General features: G+C 71.4%; 19 protein-coding genes. 15 read left to right on the forward strand and 4 right to left on the reverse strand.

The annotated features are described in order from the left end of the window. Positions 1-82: 82 nt before the first annotated feature. Both ACT3UL_RS15385 and ACT3UL_RS15390 read right to left on the reverse strand, forming a co-directional pair. A complete protein-coding gene (locus ACT3UL_RS15385; protein WP_444579204.1) occupies positions 83-775 on the reverse strand; it encodes a hypothetical protein in 693 nt (230 codons plus the stop codon). Between the two features lie 119 nt (positions 776-894). Next, positions 895-2475 carry a dihydrolipoyl dehydrogenase family protein gene (locus ACT3UL_RS15390; protein WP_444579206.1) on the reverse strand — a complete coding sequence of 527 codons (1581 nt, stop codon included), beginning with the start codon at positions 2473-2475 and terminating at the stop codon, positions 895-897. Positions 2476-2669: 194 nt separating this feature from the next. Between ACT3UL_RS15390 and ACT3UL_RS15395 the strand changes: the two genes are divergently transcribed. The 4 genes from ACT3UL_RS15395 to ACT3UL_RS15410 all read left to right on the forward strand — a co-directional run bounded on the left by ACT3UL_RS15395 (position 2670) and on the right by ACT3UL_RS15410 (position 8392). Beyond that, positions 2670-3851, forward strand: coding sequence for an exonuclease SbcCD subunit D (locus ACT3UL_RS15395; protein ID WP_444579208.1), 1182 nt, complete (start codon positions 2670-2672; stop codon positions 3849-3851). Beyond that, complete coding sequence (locus tag ACT3UL_RS15400) at positions 3848-6916, forward strand: AAA family ATPase (RefSeq protein WP_444579210.1); 3069 nt, start codon at positions 3848-3850, stop codon at positions 6914-6916. The genes ACT3UL_RS15395 and ACT3UL_RS15400 overlap by 4 nt, the downstream gene beginning before the upstream one ends. Positions 6917-6993: 77 nt before the next feature. Then, the gene (locus tag ACT3UL_RS15405) at positions 6994-7965 is read left to right on the forward strand and encodes a beta-ketoacyl-ACP synthase III (protein ID WP_444579212.1); all 972 of its coding nucleotides are present in this window, start codon (positions 6994-6996) and stop codon (positions 7963-7965) included. A gap of 37 nt (positions 7966-8002) precedes the next feature. Further along, on the forward strand, positions 8003-8392 hold the full coding sequence (locus tag ACT3UL_RS15410) for a tautomerase family protein (RefSeq protein WP_444579213.1): 390 nt from the start codon (positions 8003-8005) through the stop codon (positions 8390-8392). Positions 8393-8456: 64 nt separating this feature from the next. Here the strand turns inward: ACT3UL_RS15410 and ACT3UL_RS15415 are convergent, their stop codons facing one another. Beyond that, complete coding sequence (locus ACT3UL_RS15415; protein ID WP_444579215.1) at positions 8457-9188, reverse strand: VanZ family protein; 732 nt, start codon at positions 9186-9188, stop codon at positions 8457-8459. Between the two features lie 138 nt (positions 9189-9326). Here ACT3UL_RS15415 and ACT3UL_RS15420 point away from each other — a divergent pair, with 138 nt between their 5' ends. Beyond that, positions 9327-10484, forward strand: a complete 1158-nt coding sequence (locus tag ACT3UL_RS15420; RefSeq protein ID WP_444579216.1) for a VanZ family protein — start codon at positions 9327-9329, stop codon at positions 10482-10484. Here the strand turns inward: ACT3UL_RS15420 and ACT3UL_RS15425 are convergent. After that, positions 10423-10914 carry an Lrp/AsnC family transcriptional regulator gene (locus ACT3UL_RS15425; protein WP_444579218.1) on the reverse strand — a complete coding sequence of 164 codons (492 nt, stop codon included), beginning with the start codon at positions 10912-10914 and terminating at the stop codon, positions 10423-10425. The two genes, ACT3UL_RS15420 and ACT3UL_RS15425, sit on opposite strands and share 62 nt — an antisense overlap. Positions 10915-11108: 194 nt before the next feature. Between ACT3UL_RS15425 and ACT3UL_RS15430 the strand changes: the two genes are divergently transcribed. The 10 genes from ACT3UL_RS15430 to ACT3UL_RS15475 all read left to right on the forward strand — a co-directional run bounded on the left by ACT3UL_RS15430 (position 11109) and on the right by ACT3UL_RS15475 (position 18840). Next, a complete protein-coding gene (locus ACT3UL_RS15430) occupies positions 11109-11948 on the forward strand; it encodes an AzlC family ABC transporter permease (protein ID WP_444579220.1) in 840 nt (279 codons plus the stop codon). Beyond that, positions 11941-12267, forward strand: coding sequence for a branched-chain amino acid transporter permease (locus ACT3UL_RS15435; protein WP_444579221.1), 327 nt, complete (start codon positions 11941-11943; stop codon positions 12265-12267). Before ACT3UL_RS15430 ends, ACT3UL_RS15435 begins: the two co-directional genes overlap by 8 nt. 195 nt (positions 12268-12462) lie before the next feature. Next, positions 12463-12972, forward strand: coding sequence for a DUF456 domain-containing protein (locus ACT3UL_RS15440; protein ID WP_444579222.1), 510 nt, complete (start codon positions 12463-12465; stop codon positions 12970-12972). Next, on the forward strand, positions 12969-15293 hold the full coding sequence (locus ACT3UL_RS15445) for an ABC transporter ATP-binding protein (RefSeq protein WP_444579224.1): 2325 nt from the start codon (positions 12969-12971) through the stop codon (positions 15291-15293). The genes ACT3UL_RS15440 and ACT3UL_RS15445 overlap by 4 nt, the downstream gene beginning before the upstream one ends. After that, the gene (locus ACT3UL_RS15450; RefSeq protein ID WP_444579225.1) at positions 15290-17179 is read left to right on the forward strand and encodes an ABC transporter ATP-binding protein; all 1890 of its coding nucleotides are present in this window, start codon (positions 15290-15292) and stop codon (positions 17177-17179) included. The genes ACT3UL_RS15445 and ACT3UL_RS15450 overlap by 4 nt, the downstream gene beginning before the upstream one ends. Before the next feature lie 85 nt (positions 17180-17264). Next, a complete protein-coding gene (locus ACT3UL_RS15455; protein WP_444579226.1) occupies positions 17265-17516 on the forward strand; it encodes a ribbon-helix-helix protein, CopG family in 252 nt (83 codons plus the stop codon). Then, positions 17513-17752: a hypothetical protein gene (locus ACT3UL_RS15460; protein WP_444579227.1), complete on the forward strand. Its 240-nt coding sequence runs from the start codon at positions 17513-17515 to the stop codon at positions 17750-17752. The genes ACT3UL_RS15455 and ACT3UL_RS15460 overlap by 4 nt, the downstream gene beginning before the upstream one ends. A 29-nt stretch (positions 17753-17781) precedes the next feature. Next, positions 17782-17997 (forward strand): hypothetical protein, encoded by a 216-nt coding sequence (locus tag ACT3UL_RS15465; protein ID WP_444579229.1) that lies wholly within the window; start codon positions 17782-17784, stop codon positions 17995-17997. Between the two features lie 411 nt (positions 17998-18408). Continuing rightward, a complete protein-coding gene (locus ACT3UL_RS15470) occupies positions 18409-18603 on the forward strand; it encodes a hypothetical protein (protein WP_444579230.1) in 195 nt (64 codons plus the stop codon). A 21-nt stretch (positions 18604-18624) separates the two neighbouring features. Continuing rightward, positions 18625-18840: a hypothetical protein gene (locus ACT3UL_RS15475; protein ID WP_444579231.1), complete on the forward strand. Its 216-nt coding sequence runs from the start codon at positions 18625-18627 to the stop codon at positions 18838-18840. Positions 18841-18846 lie beyond the last annotated feature (6 nt).

Consider the following 18846-nt stretch of genomic DNA (forward strand, 5'->3'; position numbering starts at 1 on the left):
GCGACCAGCGAATACTCGTCGCCGCTCGCCATGTCCCTGCTCCGTGCCGCGCAGCACCTCCCGGCGATCGTCCGTCCCGCGATCACGCGAGCGAGGTCCAGGTCGTGTCGGCGTCGATCAGCCAGTGGTTGCGCAGGGTCAGCGCCCGCTCGGTCGCCGCGAGCACCCCGGCGACAACGAGGGTCACGTTCAGCCACAACGGCAGCGAGATGGGGGAGGTGAACGTGCCGATGTTCTCGGCGACCACGTCGATCTGCGTGATGAGCTCGGCGGCCTGGGGGACCATCATCACCAGTCCCACCAGGAGCATGAGGATCGCGGCCACCCCGATCAGCGAGCTGGCGCGGGGGAACCGTCGGCCGAACCGTGCTCGCAGCCCCTCGAGCGTTCGCGGATGTGGGCGCAAGGTCTGCGGGGATCCGCCCTCGGGCACATGATGCATGCGAGTGAGCCCGTACGGGCTGGTCGCCACCTCGATCACTCCGCCGGGCACCGCGAACGCGACCGGCGGGTTCGCGATGTGCTCCTGCACCCCGTCGCGGTACAGGGAGACCTGGGCGTGCTTCGAACCCTCCGGGATCTTCCCGCCCTCGAGCTCGGCGGCGAGATAGCGGACGTCGACCGTGTAGGTCGCCGGCCGGGTGCCGTCGGGCGACGGGTCGAGATCGAACAGGGTGCGCGTGGCCAGCTGCCACCAGCGGAAGCGCTTCAGTGCGCTGCCGTCGCCCGGGCGGGCGCGGCGCAGCTTCCGTGTGCGTCGCAGTCGCGTGAACATGATCCTCCCGGGGCCGGTCGGGACGGATCCTCGTCCCGCCCTCACCACCCATTGCATCGGACCAGGGGTCGCCGGCACCAGTGCGATCTGTCATCTCCTCCCAAGGGAGGAGGGCCGGGTCAGCCGGCGCGCAGCTCCTGAGGCAGCTCCTCGAGCAGCCGCAGCCACAGCTCGGAGCTCGTGGGGTAGCTGGGCACCGCGTGGCGCAGCACGTGCACCGGCACCTGGCCGACGATCGCGATGGTCGCCGCGTGGATCAGCTCGGAGGCCTCCGGGCCGACGAACGTGGCACCGACGAGCGTTCGCGTGGTCCGATCGACCACCAGCTGGGCCGTGCCCGTGACGTCGTCCCGCAGCAGGGCGGAACCGGCGGACCCGCCGAAGGGGACCTGCGCGGTGACCACGTCATGGCCGGCCTCGCGCGCAGCCTCCTCGGTCAGGCCCGCGCTGGTGACCTGCGGATCCGTGAACACCACCTGGGGAACGGGGACGACCTCGGGAACCGGCTCGAGATGGCCGCCGGTCGAGCCGGCCCGGATCGCCTGCCCGATCACGCGGGCGCGGTACTTGCCCCAGTGCGTCAGCGGCGCATCCCCGCTCGCATCGCCCACGGCGTGCAGCCACGACGGCAGGGCGGTGCTCCCCGAGCTGTCGTCCGCAGAGTCGTCTCCCACTGAGCTGTCGGTCCTCGGGTGCTCCGCCCCGGTGACGTCCTCGGCGCTCAGACCCAGGGACTCGAGGCCCACATCGGCCAGGCGCGGCGTGCGCCCGGTCGCGACGAGGACCTCGTCACCGCTGATCTCGCGGGGGCCCTGTGCGTCCTTGACCTGCAGGGTCACGCGGCCATCATGGAACCTGCCCAGCACGGCGTCACGGGCGTCGGTGCGCGAGCCGGAGAGCACCGAGGTGCCGAGCTGCACCGTGACCCCGAGGTCTCTCAGCGCTTCCAGCACGTGCTCGCCGGCGAACGGTTCGAAGCCCGTGAGCAGCCCGGCGCCGCGCACGAGGAGCGTGACGTGGGAGCCGAGCGCCGCCATCCAGGTCGCGGCCTCGACGGCGACCACGCCGCCGCCGACGATCAGCAGCTCGTCCGGAACGTCCTGCACGCCGGTCGCGTCCCGGGAGGTCCACGGCTGCAGGGCGCGCAGGGGCTCGGGGATGACAGCCTGGGAGCCGGTGGCGATCACGACGGCGCGGGTGGCGCGCACCAGAGTCGGCTCTCCGCCGTCGGGCCCCTCCACGCGCACCTCGCGCTCGCCGACGAGCCGGCCGTGCCCACGCACGACCTGCATCCCCGCCCCCTCGGCCCACTGCACCTGGCCGGTGTCGTCGTAGTGCGAGACCCAGATGTCGCGACGCGCCAGCAGGGCGTCGCGGTCGACCTCCGGGGTCGAGATGCCTTCCAGATGCGCGGCGGCATCGGCCACCGAGAGCGGCCGCAGCAGGGCCTTGGACGGCATGCACGCGTAGTAGGAGCACTCACCGCCCAGCAGCTCGCCCTCGATCAGCACGGCGGTGAGATCCGTGCCCTCGATCGCGTACTGGGCGACGTTCTCGCCGACAGGGCCGCCGCCGATCACGACGACGTCGGCGGAGATCACGGACGGAGAACCGGTCGGCGTCTCGGGGGCGTCACCGGTGACGGCATCGGTCGTGTCGGCGGCGGTGTCTGAGGGGGAGGACTGCGCATCGGAAGCCATGTCGGCACGCTACGCCTGACTCAGGGCGGAGTCACGGGGTGCGGGCACTCCGGGTCCTCCGGGGCGAGCACCCGTGATCGGACGGGGCTCCGTCCCTGCTGACGAGGGGTCCGTGTCGTTCCTCCCCAGTGCCCGACGATCCACAGCTGCGCGCCGGACGCTCGACTGTCGGGCGTTCTCCGTAGGCTCGGGGCATGAGAATCCTGCACACCTCGGACTGGCATCTGGGGCGCACGCTGCACAAGGTCGATCTGCACGAGCACCAGGCCGCCTTCCTCGACTGGCTGGTGGACCTCGTGACGGAGCGGCAGGTCGACGTCGTCGTGATCCCCGGTGACGTGTACGACCGCGCAGTGCCCGCGGTGACCAGCGTGAAGCTGCTCGATTCCGCCCTCGCCCGGCTGGCGGGCACGGGCGCGACCGTGGTGCTGACCTCCGGCAACCACGACTCCCCGGAGCGGCTCGGCTTCGGCCGCGGCCTCATGCGGGCCGGCATCCACCTGCTCACCGACGTCCCCGGCATCGAGCACCCCGTCTCCGTCGAGGACGAGCACGGCGAGGTGCTGTTCTTCGGCCTGCCCTACCTCGAACCGGACCGTGTGCGCACCGAGCTCGTGGCCGAGGGGGAGCCGCCGCTGGCCCGCAGCCACGAGGCCGTCACCCGCGCCGCCCTCGAGCGGGTGCGCGAGCGCGCGGCCGCTCATCCCGGTGCCCGCACTGTCGTGCTCGCCCACACCTTCGTCACCGGTGGTGAGGCGAGCGACTCCGAGCGCGACCTGTCCGTCGGCGGTGTCGACTCCGTGCCCGCCGGTGTGCTGAGCGGCATCGACTACCTCGCCCTGGGCCACCTCCACGGCTGCCAGGACCTCACGCGCACCGTCGGCGCGCCGGCCTGGTACTCCGGCTCCCCGCTGGCCTTCTCCTTCTCCGAGCGCACCCATCGCAAGTCCGTGCTGCTCGTCGAGCTCGGAGCGCCCGGCGCCGCCGACGGTGACCGCTCCGAGGTCACCGTGGAGCGGATCGAGACTCCGATTCCGCGTCGCCTCACCGAGCTGCGCGGCACCCTCGAGCAGATCCTCGCGCAGAGCGAGACGCACGGCAACGACTGGGTGAAGGCGATCGTCACCGACCCCGCTCGGCCCGCCCACCTGCAGGAACAGCTCCGTGAAGGGTTCCCGCACCTGCTGCTCACGGAGTATGCCCCGGAGGGGCGCGAGGCACGGGAGAGCACCCCCGTGGTGCGCCGTGAGGCGAACCCGCTCGAGGTGATGGATCAGTTCCTCGCCGACGTCACCGGTGGCGCGCCCACCAGCGCCGAGCATGACGTGATCGAGCGCGCCTACCGCCACGTGCGGCGCCAGCAGGAGGCCTCATGAAGCTCCACCACCTGCGCCTGACCGCGATCGGCCCCTTCGCCGGCACCGTCGAGATCGACCTCGCCGCCCTCGGCGCGAGCGGCATGTTCCTGCTCGAAGGGCCGACGGGATCGGGCAAGTCCACGATCCTCGACGCGATCGCCTATGCGTTGTACGGGCAGGTCGCCGGGAGTGTCACGAGCGACGCCCGGATCCGCTCCCAGTTCGCGCAGCCCACCGAGCCCAGCGTCGTGGACCTCGTGTTCGAGACATCCTCGGGGATCTACCGGGTGCGTCGCCAGCCCGAGTTCCAGCGTCCCAAGATGCGCGGCACCGGCACCACGAAGGAGCAGGCCAAGGCCGTGCTGTGGCGCATCGGCTCCCCGCAGCTGATCCCCGCCGTGATCGCCGACGAGGCCGGCGGCGGGGGAGGGGTCGAGGCGATCGCCACCCGGATCGACGAGGTGGGCCGCGAGATCCAGCGCGCGGTGGGGCTCACTCGCGACCAGTTCACGCAGACCGTGCTGCTGCCGCAGAACGAGTTCGCCCGCTTCCTGCGCGCCGGCACCGGGGAGCGCCAGCAGGTGCTGCAGCGCGTGTTCGGCACCGAGACGTACGCCGCCGTCGAGAAGCAGCTCGAGGAGATGCGCAAGGCCGCCAAGCGCCAGGTCGACCAGGCACAGCAGACCCTCGGCACCGCGCTGGCCCGCTTCACCGAGGCGACCGCCCTGGAGACCGAGCAGGTCACCGTCCTGGAGGACCATGCCCAGGCGCTGCGCCTGGAACCGCTGGCCGCTGCGGCCGATGAGTACCTCGCCGCCGTCACCACCCGTGCCACCGCGGCGAGCGACGCCGCGCAGACCGCCGCGACCGCGGAGCAGACCGCCCGCACCGCCGCCGAGAACGCCCGCACCGCCCGGAAGCGCATCGACCGCCGCCGTGAACTCGATGCGCTGTCCGCGCGACTCGCCGAGGAGAAACCCGCTGTCGAGACGGCCCGGCGCTCCCTGCAGCGCGATGAGACCGCCCGGCCGGTCGCCGACCTCCTGCGCCGTCGAGACCTCGCCGCCGCCCAGGTCGCCACCGCGATCGAGGCCCTCGCCGAGCTCGCCACCACCACGCGCACCGACCACCCCACGCTCGTGGACCTCCTCGAGCACGACGACGCCGCCACCGCGCTCACCGCCTCCGCCGACGAGGCCACGTCCGCAGCCGGCACCCTCGCGGACCTCGCCGTGCTCGAAACCGCGCTCCCCGTTCGCGAGCAGAAGCTCACCGAGCGCCGCTCGAAGCTCACGGAGACCTCGAACGCGCTGACCGCGCTCAACGAGCAGCTGGCCGCGCGGCCCGCCCAGCGCACCGAACAGGTCACCGCTCGCGACACCGCCCGGGCCGCCGCCCGAGCACTCGGCGATGCCCGGCTCGCCCAGCGCACCGCGACCGAGCGACAGCAGGCCACCACCGCCGCCGCGACCCAGGAGAAGAAGGTCCAGGCCGCCCGCGAGCAGGCAGTCGCGGCGCTCCGCACCGCCCAGGAGCGCACGGAGACGGAGACCGATCTGCGCCGCCGCCGCTTCGCCGGGATCGCCGCCGAGCTCGCCGTGGACCTCGCCGACGGGGACGCCTGCCCGGTGTGCGGCGCAATCGAGCACCCCCATCCGGCCGGCGCCGCCGAGGACGCCGTGAGCCCCGAGCAGGTCGAGGCCGCCGAGACAGCCCGCCAGGCGGCAGAAGCCGAGCAGTCCCGCGCCGACCAGGCCCACGCCCTGGCCGCCCAGGAGCTCACCCGCCTCCACGAGGCCGCCGGAGACCACACCCCCGAGACCGCGAAGGCGGCCGTCGACGCCGCGACCACACAGGTCACCGCCGCGCAGGAGGCAGAGAAGACGGCCGCGGAGATCGATGCGAAGATCACGGCCTTCGACGAGGAGACGGACCGCCTCACCCAGCGCAAGGAGGCCGATGGCCTCGCTGTCGAACGCGAGCGCACCGCGATCGAGGAGGCCACCCGAGCCCTTGCGGCCGACAGCACGAAGGTCACCGAGGCCCGCGGCGAGGACGACTCCATCGCCACCCGTCGGCGTGCACACCTCACCCGCGCTCGCGCCGCCACCGCGCTCCGCGAGGCGCTGCGCACCCGCACCGAGGCCTCCACCCGCGCCGACGAGCTCGCCGAGGAAGCCGCCACCGCCCTCACCGCCGCCGAGCTGGCCACCGCCGAAGAAGCCCGCGCCGCCGTGCTCGAGACGCCCGAGCGCCGCCGCCTCGAAACCCTCGTCCAGAAGCGCGCCGTGGACGAGTCCCGGCTCACCGACGGCCTCGCCGAGGAGGGCATCGAGGCCACCGTCGCCACCACCGAGGCCCAGGACGCAGCCGACGCCGCGCTCACGGCGGCCACGACCACGCACACCGCAGCCCAGGAGTCGGCCAAGGAAGCCGGTGGCCTCGCCGCCCGCCTCGGTGGGGTCGCCGAACGCGGGGCCGCAGCCCGCACGGCGCTGCGGACCGCCATGGACCAGGTGCGAGCCGTCAGCGACGACGCCGGTGTGGTGGTGCGGGTCGCGGACCTCGCGACCGGCCGATCGAGCGACGGTGACCGCGTGCAGCTGTCCACGTACGTGCTCATGTGGCGCCTGGACGCCGTGGTGGAAGCCGCCAACGCCCGCCTCGCCCTGTTCTCGGGCTCCGACCTCGAGCTGCTCCGCGACACCGGTGCCCGCGGGGCACGCAAGACCGGCCTCGACCTGCTGGTGCTGGACCGGCGCACCGATCAGGTGCGCGTGCCCGAGACCCTCTCCGGGGGCGAGACCTTCTTCGTGTCCCTGGCCCTCGCCCTGGGCCTGGCCGACATCGTCATGGGCGAGGCCGGCGGCGTGCAGATGGAGACCCTGTTCATCGACGAGGGCTTCGGCAGCCTCGACCCCGAGACCCTCGAGACCGTGGTGCGGGAGATCGGCCGCCTCGCCGAGACCGGCCGCGTGATCGGCATCGTCAGCCACGTGGGCGACATGAAGGCCCAGATCGCCGAGCAGATCCACGTGCGCCGCGGCGCCGATTTCCACTCCACCCTCAGCGTGACCGCCTGAGGTACGGAATGATGGAGGCGCCGCCTGCGACCAGCGCGGGAGACCCTGCTCATCGGGCTCCCGACGGAAGGACCACCATGACCCACTCCTCCCTCCCTGCCACCCCCGCCCCGGGGTCCGCGATCATCGGAACAGGCCATTACCGTCCGGAACGGGTGCTGACCAACATCGACCTCGAGTCGATCGTCGAGACGAGCGACGACTGGATCCGCCGGCGCACCGGGATCGAGGAACGGCACATCGCGGCCGAGTCCGAGACGGTCGCGCAGATGGCCACCCATGCGGCCCGCGCCGCGCTCGAGGACGCCGGCATCGAGCCGTCCGAGGTCACCCAGGTGATCGTCGCGACCTGCTCCGACGAGGAACGCTCCCCGAGCGCCGCCGGCCGTGTCGCCCAGGCCCTCGGGCTCTCCGCCCCGGCCGCCTTCGACATCGGCGCCGCCTGCTCCGGCTTCAGCCACGCCCTGGCCGTCGCCGATCAGGGCATCCGGGCAGGCGCCTCGCACACCACCCTGGTCATCGGCGCGGAGAAGCTCTCCGCCAAGACCGACTACACCGACCGCACCACCTGCATCCTCACCGCGGACGGCGCCGGCGCCGCCGTGGTGCAGGCGGCGACGGAGCCCGGCATCTTCCCCGTGGTCTGGGGGACCGTGCCCGACCTCGTCGACGCCGTGACCATCAGCCCGCCGTCGGGCTGCTTCTCCCAGAACGGGCGCCAGGTGCTCGGCTGGGCGCTGCGCGAGGCACCCGGCATCGCGGAGCGCGTGGTCGCCGCCGCCGGACTGCAGATGTCGGACATCGACGTCTTCGTCCCGCACCAGGCGAATCTGCGCATGATCGAGCCGCTCGCCGCGGCACTCGACCTGCGCGAGGACGCCATCGTCGCCGACGACGTCACCACCTCCGGCAGCACCTCCGCCGCCACGATCCCGCTGGCGATCTCCCGGATGCGCGAGGCCGGCCGACTCCCCGCCGGCGCCACCGCGCTGCTCCTGGGCTTCGGCGGCGGCTTCTCCTACGCCGGCCAGGTGGTGCGCCTGCCCTGAGCGAGGTTGACCTGCGCCCGCCCCATAGTCTTGGCCCATGGCGCAGATCATTGTGTACGGGCACCGAGAATCCATCCAGCGACGACGATCGGCGCTCTCTGACGCGATCCATGGCGCCGTCATGACGGCGCTCGAGTACCCGACCGAGAAGCGCTTCCATCGCTTCATCGCGCTGGAGCCGGAAGACTTCATCCACCCCGAGGACCGTGGGCCGGACTACACGATTATCGAGATCTCGATGTTCGAGGGCCGCACGGACACCGCGAAGCGCACCCTGCTCTCCGAGCTTTTCGCCCGTATCGAGGCGGAGGCCGGGATCCCCGCCCACAGTGTCGAGGTCACGATCACCGAGACCCCGCGCGTGAACTGGGGTATCCGCGGGGTCAACGCCGAGGACCTGGCGCTGGGCTACCAGGTCGACGTCTGAGCCCAGGGAAGACCAGGCGGGCCCGGCAGCCTCCGGCTGAGTCGGGCCGGATGGCGTCGGCCGCTCACCGTCCGGCGTCGTCCGAGCGGTGATCCGACTTGTCGGTTGAACTCCCGTCGGTTGAACTCCCGTCGGTCGAGCTCCTGTCGTCAGGGGCCCCCTCGGCGGGTTTCCCGTCGGCCGTGCGACCCAGCGGCCCCTCGTGCACGAACAGCGGCACCCGCCATCGCGTGAGCAGCGGCGCCACCATCGCACCGAGCAGGGCACCGAGGGAGTTCGCGAACACGTCGTCGATGTCGGCGATCCGCACCCCGCACGGGTAGAGCCCCCAGGCGCCGGTGTACTGGGTGGCCTCGATGAGCACTGACAGCATCACCCCGAGCGCCAGCGAGGTCGTCGCATCGAGCCGGAACACCCCGCGCAGCACCATCCCCAGCGGGACGAACAGCACGACGTTCGAGAGCAGCTGCAGCACCGGGAAGCTCAGCGCCAGGCCGAGGACGCCCACTCCGCTGTCGTGCAGCTGGAGGAGGTCCGTCACCCAGCTGAAGGGATAGGGGTGCAGCTTGCCGCCCGACCGATTCCGGCAGGTCGCCGCGATCTCGTAGGCAGGGGCGATAGTGAGCCCGGCCAGGGACATCGTGTACACGCAGATCACGGCCACGCCCACCAGGCGGTTCGGTCGCACCCGGCCGAATCGGCGTCGCTGGAGCAGGAGGGCAGGTCCCAGGATCACGACGAACACGCCGATCCCGCCGACCACCCCCACCAGACCCAGGCGCAGCAGCTCGCTCACGAGGGAACCGTACGGGGCGATGCTGGATGGGACCAGGCCCCCGAGACCGGGCCCTCAACCAGGCCTCCCACCACGGTAGGACCACGGTCGGCACCCCGGTCTGATTCCGTGCGCCACCTGCATATCTAGGCTGGGACCATGATCGAGACGTGGACCTGGCAGATCCCCTTCGCCCTGGTGGGCGGCACGCTCGTGTTCCTCGGCGTCCTCGTCCCCGCTGTCCTTGTCCAGTACTCGGCGTACGGCCGGCTCAGCCTGACGCGTCTGCTGGGCACCGCCGCAGTGTCGGTCTACGGGGTGGCCCTCGTGGCGTACACGCTGCTCCCGCTGCCGGATCCGTCGGTGTGCGAGGGTCGCAGCGGCGGCATCCTGCAGGTGATCCCGGGCGCGGTGATCACCGATATCGCACGCATCGTCGGCGAGAACGGGCTCGGATCCTCCTTCGCCCTCGCGACCATCGCGCAGCCGCTGTTGAACATCGTGCTGTTCATCCCGCTGGGACTGCTCGTGCGCGTGATGACCGGTCGCGGGATCCCCACCGCGTTGCTCCTCGGCCTCGCCGCCTCGCTGCTGATCGAGACCACCCAGTTCACCGGCCTGTGGGAGATTTACGACTGCGGCTATCGCGTGGCGGACGTCGATGACCTGCTCACGAACACAGCGGGCGCCCTGCTCGGGGCCGTGGCGGCACCGATCATCGCCGGCTGGGTCCCGCGCCCGGCGACCCTCGCCGCGCTGCCCACGCAGCCCGTCACCCGGACCCGTCGCCTGCTGGGTTCGGCGCTCGACGCCGCCCTCGTCTCCGTGATGCCCGCGATGCTGCACACGGTCACCGTGCTCGCCATGGCGCTCGCCTGGACCGTCGCGACAGGCGCGAGACAGATGCCCGACGCTGCGCTCACCGCCGCCGCGTTCCTGCAGCCGGTGGCGCTTCTCGCCGGCCTGCTGCTCACGGTGGTGCTGCCCGCGCTGCGGGGGAGCGGCGCCTCGCCGGGGCAGCGGCTGGTCGCGATCCGGCCGCTGTGGGACGGCCGACGGGGGAGCCGCCGTTGTCGTCTGCTGCGTGCCCTGCCGGTGGCCGGGGTCTTTGCCCTGGCGCCCGGCCTCGCCGATCTCGCCGCCGGAGCCCACGTGCCGCTCGTGCCCTCGCTGCTGAACACGGCCGCGGCCGCCGTGGTGCTCGGAACTCTGGTCGTGGTGCTGTTCGTGGACCGCAGCGGTCTGTCTGGGCGGATCAGCGGCGCACAGATGGTGGACCGGAGGACGCCTGAGACGCCGACGGCCGCTGACTCTTGAGCACCTTCATCGTGAAGCGGGAGGAGATCTTCGAGACCCCCGGGATCGTGATGATCTGCTCGGTGAGGAAGTGCTCGTACGCCTCGAGATCGCTCACCGCGACGCGCACGAAGTAGTCGGGGGAGCCGAACAGACGGTTCAGCTCGATCACCTCGTCGAAGGCGGCGACCGTGGTCTCGAAGTGCTCGACGGTGCCGCGGTCGTACGCCGTGAGGTCCACATCGAGGATCACCTCGAAGGCCCGCCCCAGCGCTGCCGGCGACACCTGCGCGGCGTATCCGAGGATCACACCCTCGGCCTCCAGGCGCTGCACCCGGCGCAGGCACGGTCCGGGAGTGAGGTGCACGCGGTCGGCCAGGGCGACGTTCGAGAGTCGGCCGTCCTCGCGGAGATGCTCGAGTATTGCGCGATCCACGTCATCAAGGCTCATATGTTGCATCGTAGAGGGTTCGCGCCGCTATATGCGCAATCCCCAGAAGCCGTGATCTTGCGATGATTGCTCCTGTGACGGAAATGATCAGCAGGCAGGGCGACCTCCGGACAGGCCGCCCGACGATGACGCCGGTCGGCCCCGGAGATGACACGCTGCGCCGGGGCGACGAGCAGGCGCACGCGACGGACAACGTGACTGACGACGTCCGCGAGGCGTTCGACGCCATCCCGGTCGGCGAGGCCGCGGCAGTGCTCGCCCCCGCCGATCCGCCGTCGACCCTGGGGACGCGCCGTCAGGAGATCGCCGCCGGCGTGCGCCTCTCCTTCGCGGCGGGCCTGGGCATGTTCCCGATCGGCATCGCCTTCGGCATGCTCGTGGTGCAGACGGGCCTGCCCTGGTGGGTCGCCCCGGGCCTGTCGATCTTCCTGTTCTCGGGCTCCGTCGAGCTGCTGCTCGTGGGACTGATGGCGGTCGGGACTCCGCTGGCGACGATCGCGCTCACAGCGGTGCTCGTGAACTTCCGTCACGTCTTCTACGCCTTCTCCTTCCCGCTGCGCGTGGTGCGCCATCCGCTGGCCCGCTTCTACTCCGTCTACGCGATGATCGACGAGGCCTACGCCGTCTCCGCCGCGCGGCCGGGCACCTGGACCGGCGCCCGACTGGTCGCCATGCAGCTCGCCTTCCAGAGCTACTGGGTGGGCGGCGGCCTCGTGGGCGTCGCGATCGGCTCGTTCCTGCCGGGCCGCATCGAGGGCCTCGAGTACGCACTGTGCGCCCTGTTCATCACGCTCACGCTCGACGCCTGCCGCTCCCGCCGCCAGGTCCCCTCACTGCTGCTGGCCGGGCTCGCCCTGAGCCTCGCCCTGCTGCTGGTGCCGGGATCCGCGCTCTTCGTGGGCCTGATCGGTTTCGTGTCCCTGCTCGCCGTGCGCTACCTGCTCACCACCCGGAAGGCGGATCGTCGTCGGCCCGCCCCGCAGGACGCCACGGACGTTCTGCAGAGCGCCCCACTGGAGGTCGATCATGCCTGAGACCTCGTACTACCTCGCTGTCCTCGTGATCGGTCTGGTCATCACGTTCGGCCTGCGCGCCGTGCCCTTCGTGATCCTCGGCCCGCTGCAGGAGTCGCGCTTCGTGGGCGTCATGGCCCTGTGGATGCCGGTGGGGATCCTCGCGATCCTCGCCGTCTCCACGCTGCGCACCTCGATCGACGCGGATCCCGGCCGGCTCGTCCCGGCGGCGATCGCGACCGCGGTCACGATCGCCGCGCATCTGCTGGGCGGCCGACGCACGCTCCTCAGCGTCGGGCTCGGCACCCTCACCTTCGTGCTCCTGGTGAATCTGCTCTGAGGGCGAATCTGCTCTGAGCAGGCGCAGCACCGCCTCCTGATCGCGCTGCCGTGGGCGATCGGGGTGATCCGTCGCATCATCCCGATAGGATGGACGGAGCCCTGTCCGTCGGGGCCGACGCCGCCCCGCATCCTGGTCGTGAACGCTCACGCACCCGCCGGGGACTGACACATCTCGAGCCCCTCCGGAGGACCCGTGGACTCCCTCACCGTCCAGATCATCGTCACCGTCCTGGCGGGTCTGGCGTACATCGTCGGACTCACCGGGATCGTCGTGCCCGTGCTGCCCGGCACCATCACGATCGCGATCGCGACCCTGGTATGGGCCATCGTGATCGGCGGCTGGCCCGCCTGGATCGTCTTCGGCATCGTGCTCGTGCTCAGCGCGATCGGCGTGACCACCAGCTACGTCCTCACCGGCCGGAAGCTGCACGCCGCCGAGGTGCCGATGTGGCCGATCTACGTGGGCATCGCCGCCGGCATCGTCGGGTTCTTCGTGATCCCGCTGCTGGGCCTCCCGATCGGGTTCGTGCTCGGCCTGTGCATCAGCGAGGCCGTGCGGCAGAAGGATCTGAAGAAGGGCCTCGGCTCCGCCTGGATCGCGGTCAAGGCGCTCGGTGTGGGCATCATGATCGAGTTCTCGCTGGCCATGCTCTCCACGATCGTGTTCGCGATCGGCGTCGTCGTCCACTTCGTGACCGCATGACCACCCCCGCACCGCGCTCCGCCGCGACTCCCGTCACCACGCCCGACGCCACCACCGCCCCCGGCAACTCGTCCGCTCCGGCCCGCGGCAGCGCACCAGATCCGGCCGGCGCCAATGCCCCTGCGCCCGCGCCGCGTCCGATCGCGAATATCGAGCGCGACCACCCCGCCGTGCTGGTCCCGGGCCTGAAGCGACTGCTCAAGGGGTCCTGGGAGCAGCGCCTCTGGTTCTCTTTGGCCGTGCTCGGCGCGACCGTCTTCGCGCTGCTGCAGATCGCGACCTCCTCGATCATCGGGCGCGTCACCGAGAACGTCGTCGTGCCGTCCTTCGCCGGCGGCGAGCCCCAGATCGGCCTGATCGTCGGCGGCGGCCTCGCGATCTTCGGCATCGCCGTGGCCCGCGCGGTCACCGTGATGGCCCGCCGCATCTTCGCCGCCGCCGCCCAGTTCGACCTGTTCCGCCTGTACCGCGAGCGCCTCACCGCCGTCTACGCGAAGGTGCCGCTGCTCTGGCACCGCCGGCAGTCCACCGGCACCCTGCTGAGCTCGGTGTACTCCGACGTCGAGGCCGCGTTCTTCGCGATGGCGCCCTTCCCGTTCGCGCTGTCCACGATCGTGATGCTCGTGTACGCGACGGTCGTCGTGGCCCGCATCGACGCCGTGATCCTGCTGGTGATGCTCGCCCTCATCGTGCTGCTGATCATCCTCAACGTGCTGCTGCAGCGCTTCGCGACCCCGATCGCGGTGCGCTCCCAGCGGCTGCGCGCCGAGGTCGCCGAGATCGCGCACGAGTCCTTCGACGGCGCGAACGTCGTGAAGTCGCTGGGCCGTGAGGACGTCGAGGAGAAGCGCTTCACCCGCGCGGCGGACGACCTGCGCGAGACGGGGATCCGCTTCGGCTACGTGCGCGGCTGGTTCGACCCCGCGATCGACGCCCTGCCCAACCTCGGCATCCTCGCCGTCGCCGTGCTCGGCGCCTGGCGCATCGGCGACGGGCACCTCACCACCGGCCAGCTCGTCGAGGTCGCGTACCTGTTCACCCTGATGTCCCTGCCGATCCGCTCCTTCGGCTGGGTGCTCGGCGACCTCTCGCGCACCGTCGTCGGCGGCGGCCGCGTGCAGCAGATCCTCGACGTCACCGAACAGCGCACCTACGGCCCCGACGCCCTGCCCGCGGGCCCCGGCGTGCTCACCTTCGACGAGGTCTCGTTCGTCTACCGCGACGACCCCGCCCAGGTCATCCTCGGTCGCGGCGCGCGCGCCGAGGACCACCTGCGCACCTCCGCGGCGCTGCACGGGGTCACCCTTCGTGCTGATCCGGAGGCAGGCACCCGTGTGCTGGCCGTCGTCGGCGCCACCGGGTCGGGCAAGTCCACCCTCGCCCTGCTCGCGGCCGGGCTCGTGGACCCTGACGAGGGCGCCATCTCCGTGGACGGTGCGGATCTGCGCTGCCTCACGGCCGACGCCCTCACCGCGGATGTCGCCCTGGTGCTCCAGCAGGCCTTCATCTTCGACGACACCGTGCGCGAGAACGTCACCCTCGGCGAGGACATCGACGAGGCGACGATCCGCTGGGCGCTGCGCGTGGCCCAGGCCGAGACCTTCGTGAACGCCCTGCCCGACGGACTGGACACCGAGCTGGGAGAGCGCGGCGGATCGCTCTCCGGCGGGCAGCGCCAGCGCATCGCCCTGGCCCGCGCCCTCGCACGCAGACCCCGGCTGCTGATCCTGGATGATGCGACCAGCGCCTGCGATCCCACCGTGGAGCTGGCGATCCTCGACGGGATCCGCCGTGAGATGACCTCGTCCACGCTGCTGCTGATCGCCTACCGCAAGTCCACGATCTCCCTCGCCGACCAGGTCGTCTTCCTCGACCACGGGCGCGTGGCCGCGAGCGGCGCCCACGAGGAGCTGCGCACGGACAGCGAGGGCTACCGCGCCCTGGTCGACGCGTACGACGAGGCCGCGATCTCCCACAACCTGCTCGAGTCCTCGGGGCCGCAGCCCAGCGACGGCCCCGACCCCAGCATCGCCGTGGACGCCGACCGGGCCCGCACCGTCTCCGCCGCGGTCGAGCGCCACGGCGAGGGCAGGTACCGCCGCGAGGACGTCACCCCCGACGGGGAGTGCGAGTGCGAGCCGCCCGCGACCACCGGGGCGCTGCATGCGCTCCCACCGGACCCGTCCGAGCCCGACCCCGTCGGCGCGGACCGCGCGGAGGCGCGCCCCGTCGGCCTCCAGGAGGCGCGCCCCGTCGGCCCTCAGGAGCCGCGCCCCGCACCCGACTCAGCACCGCGCGATGAGAAGGAGGACGGCCGATGACCGCCGCACCCGCAGCCGACCGCGCCGAATCCTCCGCCCTCGGCAGCGAGACCACCACCGACGAATCCGCGCTGCACACGATCCGGCGCGGCCTCGCCCTGACCCCGGAGCTGCTGCGCGGCATCTGGATCACTCTGCTGCTGGCCGTGGTCGCGACCGGCGGAAAGGTCGTCGTGCCGATCGCGGTGCAGTCCATCCTGGACCGCGGCATCATCGCCCCCGAGCGGCCCGACCTCGCCTTCGTCGGGGGCGCGGCCGGGCTCGCCGCGCTGGTCCTGCTGGTCACCGCCACCTGCAACGTGCTGATGAACCGTCGGCTGTTCCGGCTCGCCGAGACCTCGCTGGCCACCCTGCGCAAGCGCGCCTTCCGCCACATCCACGACCTCTCGCTGCTCACCCAGGGCACCGAGCAGCGCGGCGCGCTCGTCTCCCGCGTGACCAGCGACGTCGACACCGTCAGCCAGTTCATGAGCTTCGGCGGCATCATGCTCGTCGTCATGAGCATGCAGCTCGTGCTCGCCACCGCCGTGATGGCGTTCTACTCGTGGCCGCTCGCCCTCGTGGTGTGGATCTGCTACATCCCGATCCTGCTCATCATGGGCTCGCTGCAGAAGCGGATCCGCGCCCGCTTCCAGCAGGTCCGCGCCAACGTGGGCACCATGCTCGGCTCCGTCTCGGAGTCCCTCGTCGGCGCCGCCACCGTGCGCGCCTACGGCATCGAGGACCGCACCCGCGCCGGCCAGTTCGAGCGGGTCCGCGACGTGCGCAATGCCCAGTTCTCCGTGCTGAAGCCGCAGTCCGCCTCGTTCTTCCTCTCCGAGACGGCCGACGGGCTCGCCACCGCCGTGGTGGTCGTGGTCGGGATCCTGCTGGGCACCGAGGCGTTCGGCGTGAACCTGCCCGGCGGCGACCTCACCGCCGGCGGCGTCATCGCCTTCGTCTTCCTCGTGTCGCTGTTCAGTCAGCCGGTGCGGATGGGCATCGAGATGCTCTCCGAGGCCCAGAACGCCGTGGCCGGCTGGCGGCGCGTGCTCGGCGTGCTCGACACCCCGGCCGACGTCGCCGACCCCGGTGGCGCCATGGACCCCCACACCGGCAAGCGTCTGGATCCCGTGCCCGGCGCGACGGAGCTGCCGGACGGTCTGCTCGACATCGAGATCCGCGACCTGCGGTTCTCCTATCCGACGGGCCCGGAGGTGCTGCACGGCATCACCGTGGACCTGCCCGCCCGCAGCCGCATCGCGATCGTGGGGGAGACCGGCAGCGGCAAGACGACGTTCGCCAAGCTGCTGACCCGCATGATGGATCCCGCCAGCGGCGATCTGCTCATCGGCGGGGTGCCCGTGCACCTCATCCCGTACGCCTCGCTGCGCTCGCGCGTGATCATGGTGCCGCAGGAGGGCTTCCTCTTCGACACGACGGTCGCCGGGAACCTCCTGTACGGCAGGCCGGGCGCCACCGAGGCGGAGATGCACCAGGCGCTCGCCGAGCTGGGCCTGGGCACCTGGGCCGACGAGCTGCCCGAGGGTCTGGCGACCCCCGTCGGCCAGCGCGGCGAATCCCTCAGCGCGGGGGAGCGGCAGCTGGTCGCCCTGGCCCGCGCCTACCTCGCCGACCCCGACGTGATCGTGCTCGACGAGGCGACCAGCGCTGTGGATCCCGCGGCCGACGTGCGCCTGCAGCAGGCCATCGACGGCCTCGCCCGCGGCCGCACCACCATCACCATCGCCCACCGGCTCTCCACAGCCGAGCGCGCCGACCGGATCATGGTGCTCGACGGCGGCGACCTCGCCGAGCACGGCACCCACGCCGAGCTGGTCGAGCTCGAGGGCGGGATCTATGCGGGCCTGCACCGCTCCTGGGTGGCGCACCGCGCGTCGCGGTGAGCAGCAGACGGTGCACCGTCGTTGCGATCACGGCCGTGGCGGGCTGCCTGGCCATGGCACAGGTATACGTAATACAATACGTGGTATGAGGAAGATGCAGGGACGTGAGGTTCCCGAGGAGCAGGTCGACGCCTGGGTTGCTGAAGCCGAGGCCGGTTACGACGTGGAGCAACTGCGCCGACGCGGGCGGCCCGCCCGCGGAGAGCAGGCAGCCCAGGTGGTGCCTGTGCGATTCACCGACGAGGAGATCGCCTCGCTCATGCAGCGTGCGGACCGGGAGCATCTGAATCGTTCAGAGGCGATCCGACAAGCCGTCCGTGAGTGGACGACTGCGTGAGGGTCCGCCCCTCAGCGCTCAAGCACGGCATCGCTCCTGAGGAGTCGATTCGTGCGGGCAGCACCGCGGTCTACCTCGCTCCACTGGATGAGGAGAACCCGCAGCGCGAATTCCGGCTGGGATTCGATACCCACGCTCGTCTTCTCGAATTGGTGGTGTTGATCTGGGACGACGGCACCGAGGAGATCATCCATTCGATGCTCGCCCGCAAGCAATATCTCCCGCTCATCCCGTGACGTGAGTCGAACGACGATGATGGAGTGATGTGCACGTCCAGCAGGCCGTCGACGGCCTTGCCCGGGGCCGCACCACCATCACCATCGCCCACCGGCTCTCCACTGCGGAACGCGCCGACCGGATCATGGTGCTCGACGGCGGCGACCTCGCCGAGCACGGCACCCACGCCGAGCTGGTCGAGCTCGAGGGCGGGATCTACGCGGGCCTGCACCGCTCCTGGGTGGCGCACCGCGCGTCGCAGTGAGAACTCCCCATCGACATCCGCCGAGACGCTGGGCAGTCTTGCCCGGGCAGGGCGACCGGAGGGCTGGACGCCCTGCGTCGGTCAGCATCGACGGGCGAGCGCGTGAGGGGACGGACCATGGGGACGGAGCGCGACACCGAGAACGCGGGCCCGCGAGCGGGCACAGGTGAGACCGCGGGCACAGGGGCGGACGCGGGCACAGGCGCAGACGCGAGAGCTCGGGCCGACGAGCTGGCTCTCGGGACGAAGCGATCCCGGCGGGCGGTGCTCACGGTCGTGCTCGGGGCCATTGCGACGCTCGTATCCGCTCTCGCGACCCTGATAGCAGCCACGTCTGCGCGCGTCACCTATTACCTGCCGCCGCCGGACGGCTCCAGGGAGGCCACAGAGCATCCCGATTGGATCGGGAGCGTGCTGGCCCTCATCCCCGTGTCGCTTCTCGGCGCTCTGCTCGCGCTCGTGGTGACTCTGCTCAGCATCGTGGCCCTGCTACGCGGGCGGGAAGCAGCGCCCTGGCAGCTGGTCCTGGCAGGTTTCGCCCTTGTCCTCGCTCTCGCGGTCTGCCTCGCCGTACCGTGGCTGCTGACCGGGAGAGGAACCTACTGAGGTGAAAAGGTGGCGACGCTGATGTCCTTCAGGCTCGAGTGCGACGGAGAAGTCTTCACGGTCTCGCACGGCGCTCCCGGCAACTACGGCTATGACTGGACGTCTGGCTCGAACGCTCAGTACGGATTCTCTCTCGCTGCGCACAATTCACCGCCTCTGCAGATGGCCGATCATCTGGCGATCATCCGGAACTTCCTCGAGCAGGTCGACCCGGAGACGGGATATATCGAAGACTGAGCCGGG

Source organism: Brachybacterium sp. 107 (genome assembly GCF_052379725.1).
Taxonomy (GTDB): domain Bacteria; phylum Actinomycetota; class Actinomycetes; order Actinomycetales; family Dermabacteraceae; genus Brachybacterium.